11 protein-coding genes are annotated in these 14,453 nt (G+C 45.9%); 10 read left to right on the forward strand and 1 reads right to left on the reverse strand.

Translation table 11 applies throughout. The features are described from left to right. Positions 1-245: 245 nt before the first annotated feature. From secE to rpoC, 8 genes are all read left to right on the forward strand, one after another. Complete coding sequence (secE, locus tag ACF8CV_RS13805) at positions 246-626, forward strand: preprotein translocase subunit SecE (RefSeq protein WP_005384680.1); 381 nt, start codon at positions 246-248, stop codon at positions 624-626. Between the two features lie 13 nt (positions 627-639). Next, positions 640-1,188: a transcription termination/antitermination protein NusG gene (gene nusG, locus ACF8CV_RS13810; RefSeq protein ID WP_005384681.1), complete on the forward strand. Its 549-nt coding sequence runs from the start codon at positions 640-642 to the stop codon at positions 1,186-1,188. A gap of 164 nt (positions 1,189-1,352) precedes the next feature. Beyond that, entirely contained in the window at positions 1,353-1,781 is a 429-nt protein-coding gene (gene rplK, locus ACF8CV_RS13815; RefSeq protein ID WP_005489784.1) for a 50S ribosomal protein L11, read from the forward strand. Positions 1,782-1,785: 4 nt separating this feature from the next. Beyond that, complete coding sequence (gene rplA / locus ACF8CV_RS13820; protein ID WP_005489780.1) at positions 1,786-2,487, forward strand: 50S ribosomal protein L1; 702 nt, start codon at positions 1,786-1,788, stop codon at positions 2,485-2,487. Positions 2,488-2,779: 292 nt separating this feature from the next. Further along, the gene (rplJ, locus tag ACF8CV_RS13825; RefSeq protein WP_005481772.1) at positions 2,780-3,268 is read left to right on the forward strand and encodes a 50S ribosomal protein L10; all 489 of its coding nucleotides are present in this window, start codon (positions 2,780-2,782) and stop codon (positions 3,266-3,268) included. Positions 3,269-3,328: 60 nt separating this feature from the next. Then, positions 3,329-3,697: a 50S ribosomal protein L7/L12 gene (gene rplL, locus ACF8CV_RS13830; RefSeq protein ID WP_005466152.1), complete on the forward strand. Its 369-nt coding sequence runs from the start codon at positions 3,329-3,331 to the stop codon at positions 3,695-3,697. Positions 3,698-3,949: 252 nt separating this feature from the next. Beyond that, complete coding sequence (gene rpoB / locus ACF8CV_RS13835; RefSeq protein ID WP_005456486.1) at positions 3,950-7,978, forward strand: DNA-directed RNA polymerase subunit beta; 4,029 nt, start codon at positions 3,950-3,952, stop codon at positions 7,976-7,978. A gap of 75 nt (positions 7,979-8,053) precedes the next feature. After that, positions 8,054-12,256: a DNA-directed RNA polymerase subunit beta' gene (rpoC, locus tag ACF8CV_RS13840; protein WP_005456484.1), complete on the forward strand. Its 4,203-nt coding sequence runs from the start codon at positions 8,054-8,056 to the stop codon at positions 12,254-12,256. A 128-nt stretch (positions 12,257-12,384) separates the two neighbouring features. Here the strand turns inward: rpoC and ACF8CV_RS13845 are convergent, their stop codons facing one another. After that, entirely contained in the window at positions 12,385-12,876 is a 492-nt protein-coding gene (locus ACF8CV_RS13845) for an Rsd/AlgQ family anti-sigma factor (protein WP_005497574.1), read from the reverse strand. Positions 12,877-13,054: 178 nt separating this feature from the next. Here ACF8CV_RS13845 and nudC point away from each other — a divergent pair, with 178 nt between their 5' ends. Both nudC and ACF8CV_RS13855 read left to right on the forward strand, forming a co-directional pair. Beyond that, positions 13,055-13,837, forward strand: a complete 783-nt coding sequence (nudC, locus tag ACF8CV_RS13850; protein ID WP_025629265.1) for an NAD(+) diphosphatase — start codon at positions 13,055-13,057, stop codon at positions 13,835-13,837. A gap of 120 nt (positions 13,838-13,957) precedes the next feature. Beyond that, positions 13,958-14,449 (forward strand): hypothetical protein, encoded by a 492-nt coding sequence (locus ACF8CV_RS13855; RefSeq protein ID WP_025629266.1) that lies wholly within the window; start codon positions 13,958-13,960, stop codon positions 14,447-14,449. Positions 14,450-14,453 lie beyond the last annotated feature (4 nt).

A 14,453-nucleotide genomic window follows, 5' to 3' on the forward strand; every position in this document is an offset into this window, starting at 1 on the left:
GCTTTCGGAAAATCTTGAATTAGATTTGACGAACCAGTAGCAAAAAGGGCATCATTTGATGCCCTTTTTCTGCGCTCAACATTATTTTTGCTGTTTTCTTGTTCAGAAGTGGGTTGGGTGCAGAGTAAGATTAGGCAAAGAGGCTTAATCTTAAGAAGAGTTCGCTGTTTTTCAGCGATATGGAGTTTGCCCTGCAACAGCGGGGTTGTTGTCGTCTATATTAAGACTTGTAACAGGTTGGTTTTATGAAAGCAAATAATGCTGAAACTCCTGATAGCTCAAATGCAGCAGATACGTTTAAGTGGGTTGCCGCTTTCGTATTGGCAGCTGCCGCTGTTGTGGGTAATTACCTGTATGGTGAAATGTCTGTAGTGGTTCGCGCTGCAGGCGTTGTTGTTCTAATTGCAGCTGCCCTTGGCGTTGCAGCAACAACGACTAAAGGTAAAGCAGCGATCAGTTTTGCAAAAGAATCGCGTATGGAAGTACGTAAAGTTGTTTGGCCTACTCGCCAAGAAACCATGCAAACAACACTGATTGTTTTAGCTGTAAGTATTGTAATGGCTCTAGTGCTATGGGGTATTGACGGAATTATGGTTCGTCTAGTAGCTCTAGCAACTGGGGTATAGAGGGTTTTAATTCATGAGTGAAGCTCCAAAAAAACGCTGGTATGTGGTTCAAGCCTTCTCTGGATTTGAAGGTCGTGTAGCTCAATCTCTGCGCGAGCATATCAAAATGCACGGCATGGAAGAGCTATTCGGTGAAGTACTAGTTCCTACTGAAGAAGTAGTGGAAATGCGCGCGGGTCAACGTCGCAAATCTGAGCGTAAGTTCTTCCCAGGTTACGTCCTTGTTCAGATGATTATGAACGATGAATCATGGCACCTAGTACGTAGTGTGCCGCGTGTCATGGGCTTCATTGGTGGTACCTCAGACCGTCCAGCACCTATCACTGATAAAGAAGCTGACGCTATTCTTAACCGTCTTGAGAAAGCGAGTGAAGCTCCTCGTCCACGTACTATGTACGAAGCGGGTGAAGTGGTTCGTGTTAATGAAGGTCCATTTGCTGATTTCAACGGTACCGTTGAAGAAGTAGATTACGAGAAGAGCCGCCTGAAAGTGTCTGTGTCGATCTTTGGTCGTGCAACACCAGTTGAGCTTGAATTTGGTCAGGTTGAAAAACTGGACTAATACTCTGATTTAAAGAGTATAAAAAATCACCTTTTTAGGGTTGTATAAGGCGCGAATTATGACTATAATTTCGCGCCTTTTTACTTCTTGTGAAGTAAAAAGTTTCTTACACAAACGGGGAGCTGATCTGTGATTAGCGTTTGTACCCAAACTTAGGAATTATCATGGCTAAGAAAGTTGAAGCTTACATCAAGCTACAAGTTGCTGCTGGCGCTGCGAACCCAAGTCCACCAGTTGGTCCTGCTCTAGGTCAACACGGTGTTAACATCATGGAATTCTGTAAAGCGTTCAACGCGAAAACAGAATCTCTAGAGAAGGGTCTACCAACTCCAGTAGTTATCACAGTATACAGCGACCGTTCTTTCACGTTCGTAACTAAGACTCCACCTGCTGCTGTTCTTCTTAAGAAAGCTGCTGGCGTTAAGTCTGGTTCAGGCCGTCCAAACACTGAAAAAGTGGGCACTGTAACTGACGCTCAAATCCAAGAAATCGCAGAAACTAAAGCTGCAGATATGACTGGTGCTGACATCGAAGCGATGAAGCGTTCTATCGCTGGTACTGCTCGTTCAATGGGCCTAGTGGTAGAGGGTTAATAAGATGGCAAAACTAACTAAGCGCATGCGCGTAATCCGCGAAAAAGTTGACGTAACTAAAGAATACGAAATCAACGAAGCTGTTGCTCTTCTTCAAGAACTAGCTACTGCTAAATTCGTTGAGTCTGTAGACGTTGCTGTTAACCTAGGCATTGATGCTCGTAAATCTGACCAGAACGTACGTGGTGCTACTGTACTACCTCACGGTACTGGCCGCGACATCCGCGTAGCAGTGTTCACTCAAGGTGCAAACGCTGAAGCAGCTAAAGAAGCTGGCGCAGACATCGTTGGTATGGAAGATCTTGCTGAGCAAGTTAAGAAAGGCGAAATGAACTTTGACGTAGTTGTTGCTTCTCCAGATGCAATGCGCGTTGTAGGTCAGCTAGGTACTATCCTAGGTCCTCGCGGTCTTATGCCAAACCCTAAAGTTGGTACTGTAACTCCTAACGTTGCTGAAGCAGTTAAAAACGCTAAAGCTGGTCAGGTTCGTTACCGTAACGACAAAAACGGCATCATCCACACTACTATCGGTAAAGCAAACTTCTCTGCTGAGCAGATCAAAGAGAACCTAGAAGCACTTCTAGTTGCTCTGAAGAAAGCTAAACCATCTTCAGCGAAAGGTACTTTCCTGAAGAAAGTAAGCATCTCTACTACTATGGGTGCTGGTGTTGCTGTTGATCAGGCTAGCCTGAACACTCAAGCATAATTTATTTGCTTAGGCGCAAAATTTGTGTATAATTTTGCGCCTAATATTTGTGGTTGGGGCTGAACTTTGGTTCTTTGAACTGTCTCCTAGTTCGAAATGAATTAAGACCCAGTCTCCGTCCAAGACCGTAGGTGTCTGCCTAACCGTTGACTTAATTATCCTACGTAGATGGTGCCCGAACTGACAGAAAGCTCTATGTAAATAGTTAACTTTCTTCTGGGAATGCACCTCAATAGCTCTCACTGTCGTGATGATAGTGAGTGGTGTAACGACAACCAGGAGTAAATCCAAGATGGCTTTAAACCTTCAAGACAAAAAAGCAATTGTTGCTGAAGTCAACGAAGCTGCCAGTGGTGCACTTTCTGCAGTTGTAGCTGATTCTCGTGGCGTTGAAGTTGGCGCAATGACTTCTCTACGTAAACAAGCTCGTGAAGCTGGCGTTTACATGAAAGTCGTGCGTAACACTCTAGCACGTCGTGCGGTTCAGGGTACAGATTACGAGTGTCTAACTGACACTTTCACTGGTCCTACTCTAATCGCGTTCTCTAACGAGCACCCAGGTGCTGCAGCGCGTCTTTTCAAAGACTTCGCTAAAGAGAACAAAGACTTCGAGATCAAAGCTGCTGCATTTGAAGGCGCGCTAACTGACGCTGAAGTACTAGCGACACTACCAACTTACGACGAAGCAATCGCACGCCTAATGATGTGCATGAAAGAAGCTTCTGCTGGCAAGCTGGTTCGTACAATCGCTGCTATCCGCGATCAAAAAGAAGCTGCTTAATAAGCCTTGCTTTTTACTGGTTGCTTAATAAACTTATTGTTGACTTAAAAGAGAATTGTTATGTCTATTACTAACGAGCAAATCCTAGACGCAGTTGCAGAAATGTCTGTAATGCAAGTTGTTGAACTAATCGAAGCAATGGAAGAGAAATTCGGTGTTTCTGCTGCTGCTGCTGTTGTAGCTGGCGGCGCTGCTGCTGGTGCAGCTGTTGAAGAGCAAACTGAATTCGACGTAATCCTAGAATCTGCTGGCGGTAACAAAGTTGCTGTAATCAAAGCAGTACGTGGCGCAACTGGCCTAGGTCTTAAAGAAGCTAAAGCTCTTGTAGACGGCGCTCCAGCACCTCTTAAAGAAGGTGTTGACAAAGCAGAAGCTGACGCTCTTAAAGCTCAGCTAGAAGAAGCTGGTGCAACTGTTGCTGTTAAGTAATTATTGCATAGTTTCTTAGCCTAACGGCTAATTGGCTGGTGGTTTTTTAACCACCGGCCTTTTTGCGCTGTAGGGTATAGGCGAATTTTCCCGCTGTTTAAGCGCCTGATATCCATGCAAAAAACATTTCATTCTTTCGAAATGAAATGTCACTACAGTAAACAGCTATATTAGTCACTGTCCCTTACCCCCCTTAAGTAACTAGGAGTGGGCGGACAGTTTGGGTCACTTATCAGCGAGCTGAGGAACCCCATGGTTTACTCTTATACCGAGAAAAAGCGCATCCGTAAGGACTTTGGTACTCGTCCACAAGTTTTGGACATTCCATACCTGCTATCGATCCAGCTCGATTCGTTCGACAAATTTATCGAACAGGATCCTGAAGGTCAATACGGTCTTGAAGCTGCTTTCCGTTCTGTATTCCCGATTCAGAGCTACAACGGCAATTCTGAGCTGCAATACGTTAGCTACCGTCTTGGTGAGCCAGTTTTTGACGTTAAAGAATGTCAAATCCGCGGTGTAACTTACTCAAAGCCACTACGTGTAAAACTACGCCTAGTTATCTTTGATAAAGACGCGCCAGCAGGTACTGTAAAAGACATTAAAGAACAAGAAGTCTACATGGGTGAAATTCCACTCATGACAGACAATGGTACCTTCGTAATTAACGGTACCGAGAGGGTTATCGTATCCCAGCTGCACCGAAGCCCAGGCGTGTTCTTCGACAGCGATAAGGGTAAGACCCACTCTTCAGGTAAAGTTTTATACAACGCGCGCGTTATTCCTTACCGTGGTTCATGGCTTGATTTCGAGTTTGATCCTAAGGATAACTTGTACGTTCGTATCGACCGTCGTCGTAAGCTACCAGCATCGATCATCCTTCGTGCACTAGGTAAATCGACTGAAGAAATCCTAGATATCTTCTTCGAGAAAGTGAACTTCGAAGTGAAAGACCAAACTCTACTGATGGAGTTGGTTCCAGATCGTCTACGTGGTGAAACTGCGTCATTTGACATCGAATCGAATGGTAAAGTTTACGTAGAGCAAGGTCGTCGCGTAACAGCTCGTCATATCCGCCAACTAGAGAAAGATGGCGTTGATCACATCGAAGTACCAGTAGAGTACATCGTTGGTAAAGTTGCATCGAAAGATTACATCAACGAAGCAACAGGCGAGATCATTGTTAATGCTAACCAGGAAATCAGCCTGGAAGCACTAGCGAATCTATCTCAGGCTGGCCATAAAGCACTAGAAGTTCTGTTTACGAACGATCTAGACCACGGTCCATTCATGTCAGAAACACTACGCATCGACAGCACAGTTGATCGTATTTCTGCATTGGTAGAAATCTACCGCATGATGCGCCCTGGTGAGCCACCAACAAAAGAAGCTGCAGAAGCACTATTCGAAAGCCTATTCTTCTCTGAAGAGCGTTACGATCTATCGACTGTTGGTCGTATGAAGTTTAACAGCTCTATCGGTCGTGAAGATGCTCAAGAGCAAGGCACACTTGATGAAACAGATATCATCGAAGTGATGAAGAAGCTTATCGCGATCCGTAACGGCAAAGGCGAAGTGGACGATATCGACCACCTAGGCAACCGTCGTATCCGTTCTGTCGGCGAAATGGCTGAGAACCAGTTCCGTGTAGGTCTAGTTCGTGTTGAGCGAGCGGTTAAAGAACGTCTAAGCCTAGGCGACCTTGACGCTGTTATGCCTCAAGACTTGATCAACGCGAAACCAATTTCTGCGGCAGTTAAAGAATTCTTTGGCTCTTCACAGCTTTCACAGTTCATGGACCAAAACAACCCGTTATCAGAAGTAACGCACAAGCGTCGTATTTCTGCATTGGGTCCTGGCGGTCTAACTCGTGAACGTGCTGGCTTCGAAGTTCGAGACGTACACGTAACTCACTACGGCCGTCTATGTCCTATCGAAACGCCGGAAGGTCCAAACATCGGTCTGATCAACTCTCTATCTGCGTTTGCGCGTTGTAACGAGTACGGTTTCCTTGAGACGCCATACCGTCGCGTTGTAGATGGTGTTGTAACAGACGAAGTAGATTACCTATCTGCAATCGAAGAAGGCCAATTCGTTATCGCTCAGGCGAACGCTAAGCTAAACGAAGATGGTACTTTTGCAGATGAGCTGATCACAGCTCGTCAGAAAGGTGAATCTGGTCTACACCCTCGTGAGCACGCTCAGTACATGGACGTTGCGACAAACCAGGTTGTATCTATCGCTGCATCGCTTATCCCGTTCCTAGAACACGATGATGCGAACCGTGCATTGATGGGTGCGAACATGCAACGTCAGGCAGTTCCAACACTGAAAGCTGACAAACCGCTTGTTGGTACTGGTATCGAACGTAACGTAGCCGTTGACTCAGGTGTAACTGCAGTTGCGAAACGTGGTGGTGTAATTCAGTCAGTAGATGCTTCTCGTATCGTTGTTAAAGTGAACGAAGAAGAGCTAGTACCAGGTGAAGCTGGTATCGACATCTACAACCTGACTAAATACACACGTTCTAACCAGAACACATGTATTAACCAGCGCCCATGTGTGATGCCAGGTGAACCTGTAGCACGCGGTGACGTTCTTGCTGATGGTCCTTCAACAGACCTTGGTGAGCTAGCGCTTGGCCAAAACATGCGTATCGCGTTCATGCCTTGGAATGGTTACAACTTCGAAGACTCGATCTTAGTATCTGAGCGCGTAGTTCAAGAAGACCGCTTCACGACAATCCACATTCAAGAACTGACTTGTGTGGCGCGTGACACTAAGCTGGGCTCTGAAGAGATCACAGCGGATATTCCAAACGTAGGTGAATCTGCTCTGTCTAAACTAGACGAGTCAGGTATCGTTTACATTGGTGCTGAAGTTAAGGGTGGTGACATCCTAGTTGGTAAAGTAACACCTAAAGGTGAAACTCAGCTAACTCCTGAAGAGAAGCTACTACGTGCTATCTTCGGTGAAAAAGCATCGGATGTTAAAGATACTTCACTACGTGTACCGAACTCTGTATCAGGTACGATCATCGACGTTCAAGTCTTCACTCGCGATGGCGTAGAGAAAGACAAGCGTGCGCTTGAAATCGAACAGATGCAGCTTAAAGAAGCGAAGAAAGACCTAACTGAAGAATTCCAGATTCTTGAGGGTGGCCTTCTAAACCGTGTTAAAGCTGTATTGATTGAAGGCGGTTACTCTGAAGCGAAACTAGACGCGACTGATCGTAAGAAGTGGCTAGAACTAACGCTAGAAGATGACGCACTACAAACTCAGCTTGAGCAACTTGCTGAGCAGTGGGATGAGCTAAAAGCTGACTTCGATAAGAAGTTCGAAACTAAGCGTCGCAAGATCACTCAAGGTGATGATCTAGCACCTGGCGTACTGAAGATCGTTAAGGTTTACCTAGCGGTTAAACGTCGCATTCAGCCGGGTGATAAGATGGCGGGTCGTCACGGTAACAAGGGTGTAATCTCTAAGATCAACCCTGTTGAAGACATGCCATACGATGAGAAAGGTCAGCCTGTAGACATCGTACTTAACCCACTGGGTGTACCTTCGCGTATGAACATCGGTCAGATCCTGGAAGTTCACTTAGGTCTGGCAGCGAAAGGTATCGGTGACAAGATCAACCAGATGGTTAAAGAGCAGCAAGAACTAGCGAAATTCCGCGAGTTCCTACAAAAAGTTTACGATCTAGGCGACACTCGCCAGAAAGTAGACATTGCTTCTCTATCTGATGATGAAGTACGTACTCTGATCAAGAACTTGCGTGGCGGTCTACCAATCGCGACACCTGTATTTGATGGTGCTCCAGAAGCATCAATCAAAGCACTTCTTGAGCTAGCAGACCTGCCAACATCTGGTCAGCTAACGCTGTTTGATGGTCGCACAGGTGATGCGTTTGAGCGTCCTGTAACTGTTGGTTACATGTACATGCTGAAACTGAACCACCTTGTTGATGACAAGATGCACGCACGTTCAACTGGTTCGTACAGCCTAGTAACTCAGCAACCACTAGGTGGTAAAGCTCAGTTCGGTGGTCAGCGTTTCGGTGAGATGGAAGTATGGGCACTAGAAGCATACGGTGCGGCTTACACTCTACAAGAAATGCTAACCGTTAAGTCAGATGACGTTAACGGCCGTACTAAGATGTACAAAAACATCGTAGACGGTAACCACAGCATGGAACCTGGCATGCCTGAATCGTTCAACGTATTGTTGAAAGAGATCCGCTCGCTAGGTATCAACATCGAGCTAGAAGACGAAGAGTAATCCCCACGGGATTATCGGTAGAAAGGTGCTCACTTTTGCGGGTGAGCTCCTTTTAACTCCTTACAGGAGCTGATTGTGAAAGACTTATTAAACTTTCTAAAAGCACAGCATAAGACCGAAGAATTTGATGCAATCAAAATCGGTCTATCTTCACCAGACATGATCCGTTCATGGTCTTTCGGTGAAGTTAAAAAACCTGAAACGATCAACTATCGTACGTTCAAACCTGAACGCGATGGTTTGTTCTGTGCGCGTATCTTTGGCCCAGTTAAAGACTACGAATGTCTTTGTGGCAAATACAAGCGCCTGAAGCACCGTGGCGTTATCTGTGAGAAGTGTGGTGTAGAAGTTACACAAACTAAAGTTCGTCGTGACCGTATGGGCCACATCGAGCTTGCTTCACCAGTAGCTCACATCTGGTTCCTAAAATCGCTACCGTCTCGTATCGGTCTACTAATGGATATCCCTCTACGTGATATCGAACGTGTTCTTTACTTCGAAATGTACGTAGTAACTGAACCGGGTATGACTGATCTAGAAAAAGGTCAGATGCTAACTGAAGAAGAGTATCTAGACCGTCTAGAAGAGTGGGGTGACGAGTTCACAGCTAAGATGGGTGCAGAAGCTATCAAGGACCTACTAGGTTCTATGGATATGCACGCTGAAGCTGAACAAATGCGCGAAGAGCTTGAGACTACAAACTCAGAAACTAAGCGTAAGAAAGTCACTAAGCGTCTTAAACTGGTAGAAGCGTTCATCGCATCGGGTAACAACCCAGAGTGGATGATCCTGACTGTACTTCCAGTACTTCCGCCAGATCTACGTCCTCTAGTACCACTAGATGGCGGTCGCTTTGCGACTTCTGATCTGAACGACCTATACCGTCGTGTGATCAACCGTAACAACCGTTTGAAGCGTCTTCTAGAGCTAGCGGCTCCGGACATCATCGTACGTAACGAAAAACGTATGCTGCAAGAGTCTGTTGATGCGCTACTAGATAACGGTCGTCGTGGTCGTGCGATCACAGGTTCTAACAAGCGTCCTCTGAAATCTCTTGCTGATATGATCAAGGGTAAACAAGGTCGTTTCCGTCAGAACCTTCTAGGTAAACGTGTAGACTACTCTGGCCGTTCTGTAATCACAGTAGGTCCATACCTTCGTCTGCACCAGTGTGGTCTTCCTAAGAAGATGGCACTTGAGCTATTCAAACCATTTATCTACAGCAAGCTAGAGACTCGTGGTCTTGCGACTACAATCAAAGCTGCGAAGAAAATGGTAGAGCGTGAAGAAGCGGTTGTTTGGGATATCCTAGACGAAGTAATCCGCGAACACCCAGTACTATTGAACCGTGCACCTACACTTCACCGTCTAGGTATCCAGGCGTTCGAACCAGTACTAATCGAAGGTAAAGCGATCCAGCTACACCCACTTGTTTGTGCGGCGTACAACGCGGACTTCGATGGTGACCAAATGGCGGTTCACGTACCTCTAACTCTAGAGGCACAGCTTGAAGCTCGTACTCTGATGATGTCGACAAACAACATTCTGTCGCCAGCGTCAGGTGATCCGATCATCGTACCTTCTCAGGACGTTGTATTGGGTCTTTACTACATGACTCGTGAAAAGATCAACGTGAAAGGTGAAGGCATGTACCTTTCTGGCCCAGCAGAGGCTGAGAAAGCATACCGCACTAAACAAGCTGAGCTTCACGCGCGCGTTAAAGTACGTATTACAGAGACAGTTGTAGACGAAGACGGCAACAGCACAACTGAGACCAAGATGGTAGATACCACTGTTGGTCGTGCAATGCTATGGCAAATCGTGCCAGCTGGTCTACCGTACAGCATCGTTAACCAAAAACTAGGTAAGAAGCAAATCTCTAACCTACTAAACGAGGCGTACCGTAAGCTAGGTCTGAAAGACACTGTAATCTTCGCTGACCAAATCATGTACACAGGTTTCGCTTACGCGGCACTTTCTGGTGTATCTGTTGGTATCGACGATATGGTTGTACCGCCAGCTAAGTACACTGAAATCGCAGAAGCGGAAGAAGAAGTACGTGAAATCCAGGAACAGTACCAATCAGGTCTTGTTACTGCAGGCGAACGCTACAACAAAGTGATCGATATCTGGGCATCGACCAACGACCGCGTTGCGAAAGCAATGATGGAAAACCTTTCATCTGAAACGGTAGTTAACCGTGAAGGTGAAGAGGAACAGCAAGAGTCATTCAACAGCATCTACATGATGGCGGACTCGGGCGCTCGTGGTTCTGCAGCACAGATTCGTCAGCTTGCCGGTATGCGTGGTCTGATGGCGCGTCCAGATGGTTCAATCATCGAAACGCCGATCACAGCGAACTTTAAAGAAGGTCTAAACGTACTTCAGTACTTTATCTCAACGCACGGTGCTCGTAAGGGTCTTGCGGATACGGCACTGAAAACAGCGAACTCGGGTTACCTAACTCGTCGTCTAGTAGACGTTGCTCAAGACGTTGTTGTAACTGAACATGACTGTGGCACTCACGAGGGTGTTGACATGATGCCTCACATCGAGGGTGGTGATGTTAAAGTTGCACTGTCTGAGCTAGCTCTAGGTCGTGTAGTTGCTGAAGACGTTCTAAAACCTGGTACTGAAGATGTTCTTATTCCACGTAACACCCTGATCGATGAGAAGTGGTGTCAAATCATGGAAGAGAACTCAGTAGACAGCATGAAAGTGCGCTCTGTAGTAACGTGTGATTCTGACTTCGGTTGTTGTGCACAGTGTTACGGTCGTGACCTAGCACGTGGTCACCTAGTAAACCAAGGTGAGGCAGTAGGTGTTATCGCTGCTCAGTCTATCGGTGAACCGGGTACACAGCTTACGATGCGTACGTTCCACATCGGTGGTGCGGCATCGACAGCAGCAGCAGAGAACAGCATCCAAGCGAAGAACAACGGTTCTGTTAAGCTTCACAACGCTAAGTTCGTAACAAACAAAGATGGCAAGCTAGTTATCACTTCTCGTGCATCTGAACTAACCATCATCGATGAGTTCGGCCGTACGAAAGAGAAACACAAACTGCCATACGGCTCGCTACTAAGCAAGGGCGACAACGACGCAGTTGAAGCTGGTGAAACAGTAGCGAACTGGGAAGCGCACACACTGCCAATCATCACTGAAGTAGCTGGTCGTATCCAGTTCGTAGATATGATTGATGGCGTAACAGTTTCTCGTCAAACAGATGACCTAACTGGTCTATCTTCAAGCGAAGTAACGGACGCAGCAGCTCGTCCAGCAGCAGGTAAAGATATGCGTCCAGCTATCAAACTTGTTGACGAGCAAGGTAACGACGTAATGATCCCTGGTACTGAAATGCCAGCTCACTACTTCCTACCTGGTAAAGCGATCGTGAACATTGAAGACGGCGCAGAAGTAGGTGTGGGTGATACGCTAGCACGTATTCCTCAGAAATCTGGCGGTAACAAAGATATCACCGGTGGTCTTCCACGCGTTGCTGACTTGTTCGAAGCTCGTAAGCCTAAAGAGCCTGCGATTCTTGCTGAACACACAGGTACAGTTAGCTTCGGTAAAGAGACCAAAGGTAAGCGTCGTCTAGTTATCACGCGTGATAGCGGTGAAGTTTACGAAGAGATGATTCCTAAGCATCGTCAGCTTAACGTGTTCGAAGGTGAGCGCGTTGAACGTGGTGATGTAATCGCTGATGGTCCAGAGTCTCCACATGACATTCTACGTCTACGTGGCGTACACGCAGTAACTCAGTACATCGCTAACGAAGTACAAGAAGTTTACCGTCTACAAGGCGTTAAGATTAACGATAAGCACATCGAGACTATCGTTCGTCAAATGCTACGTAAGTGTACAATTACTCACGCTGGTGACTCTGAGTTCCTACCTGGCGAGCAAGTTGAATACTCACAAGTTAAGATTGCTAACCGTAATCTAGAAGCTGAAGGCAAAGAGCCTGCACGTTTTGAACGTGAACTTCTAGGTATCACTAAAGCGTCTCTAGCAACTGAGTCGTTCATCTCTGCGGCATCGTTCCAGGAGACAACTCGCGTACTAACAGAAGCTGCGGTTTCTGGTAAGCGTGATGACCTACGTGGTCTGAAAGAGAACGTAATTGTTGGTCGTCTGATCCCAGCTGGTACTGGTTTCGCATACCACCAAGAGCGTCAAGCTAAACGTGCTGAAGCGCAAGAAGGTCCATCTGCTGAACAAGCAACAGATAACCTAGCAGCACTTCTAAACGCTGGCTTCTCTTCTGACGAGTAATCGTTAAGAGCTTAAAAGAAAAGGCACCTTCGGGTGCCTTTTTTGTATCTATTCACTTCACTCGGTTGTGAGGTACAAAAAAGGGCTGATATATAGTCATCAACCCTTTCACTCCTTTCTATTATCATTTATGCACCAGGAGGCATCGCAAGGCTATCCGCGATAAGCTGGATCAAATGGTCTTCTACTTCAAAGCGCGTTTCAATGATCTCTCCGATCAAAGACATATCAGAGTCGAAATCCTCTAACTCATCATCTTCTGTCACGTCTGAATACTTATCGGTGAAGTTTAACAACGGTTCCGTGGTTAGCACGATTTTGCCGTAAGTTTGGTTGATTTCGTTTGTTGCGACAAAGCCAGTGGCTTTCCACTTATCCATCACCATATCGTAGATTTTGAAGTGGCCTTCGGAAATATAATCGACTAGGTGTTGGCAGAAGTTTTGTAGCTCGGAGGGAGAAGGAAGTTCTAGAACGTTGGATTTCGAACAAGGTTGCAGTGCTGCAAGCTTACAATATTCGACAATTAAGGATTGTCTCGTCTCTAACCAGTGATCAATGACATCACTTGAGCCACCCCACTGGTCTTGTGTTTGTTTGAATTTTTTTAGCATGACCATGCCCTCATGATCTGATCGCCGTCTGGCGAACGTATCCTTTGCAAAGCAAAGTTAGTAAAGTTATTACAAACTCTTGTCCTTACTAGAATTTATAGTTGCAAATATCGTTAAGAACAAACTCTAGTATGAAATTAGATTGCCAGTAAAATGAACGAACTTCAAGCAAAGGGATGGTGTAATGTTAAGAAAAGGTGATGTTAACCGTGTGGCAAATGCACATTGGTGTGTTGTTGCAGGAAGTGAAATTTGGCTGGTGGATGGTGCTGTGCCTTTTGGTAGTGCGGAGCAGTTCTCACTGCCAGAAGAGAATGCGAGGCAAATTGGTGACTATCTTGGTTCGCCAGTGATGTGGATTAATTTTGCAGATTTGGAGCAAGATCTCCCACTCGTTTCATTGCGCGACTGTCTACATTTCCCTGAACCGCTATTTATGCTGTTGAGCAAGGCTATCCAATATGGGCACATGACCCAAAGCTTACGCTTTTGTCCGCAATGTGGTGGGCGCAACTTTCTTAATAATAATCAATTTGCCATGCAATGCGGAGAGTGTCGTACTTTGCACTACCCGCGCATTTTCCCATGCATCATCGTTGCTGTGCGTAAAGAAAATCAGATTTTACTAGCGCAACACCCAAGGCATCGAAATGGCATGTACACCGTGATTGCGGGCTTTTTAGAGGCGGGAGAAACCTTAGAAGACTGTGTCGTGCGCGAAGTGCATGAAGAGACGGGCATTCACGTGAAAAACATTCGTTATTTTGGCAGTCAGCCTTGGGCCTTTCCATCCAGTATGATGATGGCGTTCCTCGCCGATTATGATTCTGGTGAGCTCAATCCGGATTATACGGAGTTATCCGATGCGCAATGGTTCGGTGTGAAAGAGATGCCACCAGTGGCACCAACAGGCACTATTGCAAGAGCGCTAATTGAGCAGACCGTTAGTGATATTCTTTCAGACTGAGATGCTGATCGTAAAGGAAGTAAAGGTTAAAAATTAATCATTTTTGAGACATCACTGTTGCTAGACTAGCTTGGTATGACGTTCTGTATTGATGGGTTTATAAATAATGGAGTATACCGAATGAAGTTGAAATCAGCGTTATGGCTAGGATTAGTATCGTGCACAATGGTAAGCATGTCGGCAAATGCAAGTATCGAAGTAAAAGCGAAGCGCATGTTGACAGAAAATACCATGACAGAAAATGTAACCAAGGTGCAGCAGGCTTGTGGTAATGAAGTACTAGAAACCACTATCGATTGGGCTCAGTGGGATAATTATGATTTTTCTGAAGCTCGACTTGATAAAGTAAAAACCACCGGTTGGTTAGGTGGCCTTATTAACTACATCTATGATGATATGGTGAAGTTGTGCACGACAACTGAGCACGCAGCTTTGTATAAAGAAGAGTTTCAAAAAGTTCAAAAAATCCAATTCGTAGGTCAAGATTCAGTGAATGCGAAAAAAGCAGGTTTCGCGTTAGATGAAGGTGGTAGCGTACTCAAAGTTGCTCTGAATCCAAATGCGGCTTACGACTCTTCAACGTTGAAGTACCTTAAGCAGGCATGGAACTAAAACG

The organism is Vibrio sp. zbq_1 (assembly GCF_043102935.1).
Taxonomy (GTDB): Bacteria; Pseudomonadota; Gammaproteobacteria; order Enterobacterales; family Vibrionaceae; genus Vibrio; species Vibrio parahaemolyticus.

What these genes read in the sequence shown, in the direction of transcription:
- secE (WP_005384680.1), top strand. Translation starts at nt 246, where the DNA reads ATGAAAGCAAATAATGCTGAAACTCCTGATAGCTCAAATGCAGCAGAT.
- nusG (WP_005384681.1), top strand. Translation starts at nt 640, where the DNA reads ATGAGTGAAGCTCCAAAAAAACGCTGGTATGTGGTTCAAGCCTTCTCT.
- rplK (WP_005489784.1), top strand. Translation starts at nt 1,353, where the DNA reads ATGGCTAAGAAAGTTGAAGCTTACATCAAGCTACAAGTTGCTGCTGGC.
- rplA (WP_005489780.1), top strand. Translation starts at nt 1,786, where the DNA reads ATGGCAAAACTAACTAAGCGCATGCGCGTAATCCGCGAAAAAGTTGAC.
- rplJ (WP_005481772.1), top strand. Translation starts at nt 2,780, where the DNA reads ATGGCTTTAAACCTTCAAGACAAAAAAGCAATTGTTGCTGAAGTCAAC.
- rplL (WP_005466152.1), top strand. Translation starts at nt 3,329, where the DNA reads ATGTCTATTACTAACGAGCAAATCCTAGACGCAGTTGCAGAAATGTCT.
- rpoB (WP_005456486.1), top strand. Translation starts at nt 3,950, where the DNA reads ATGGTTTACTCTTATACCGAGAAAAAGCGCATCCGTAAGGACTTTGGT.
- ACF8CV_RS13845 (WP_005497574.1), bottom strand. Translation starts at nt 12,876, where the DNA reads ATGGTCATGCTAAAAAAATTCAAACAAACACAAGACCAGTGGGGTGGC.
- nudC (WP_025629265.1), top strand. Translation starts at nt 13,055, where the DNA reads ATGTTAAGAAAAGGTGATGTTAACCGTGTGGCAAATGCACATTGGTGT.
- ACF8CV_RS13855 (WP_025629266.1), top strand. Translation starts at nt 13,958, where the DNA reads ATGAAGTTGAAATCAGCGTTATGGCTAGGATTAGTATCGTGCACAATG.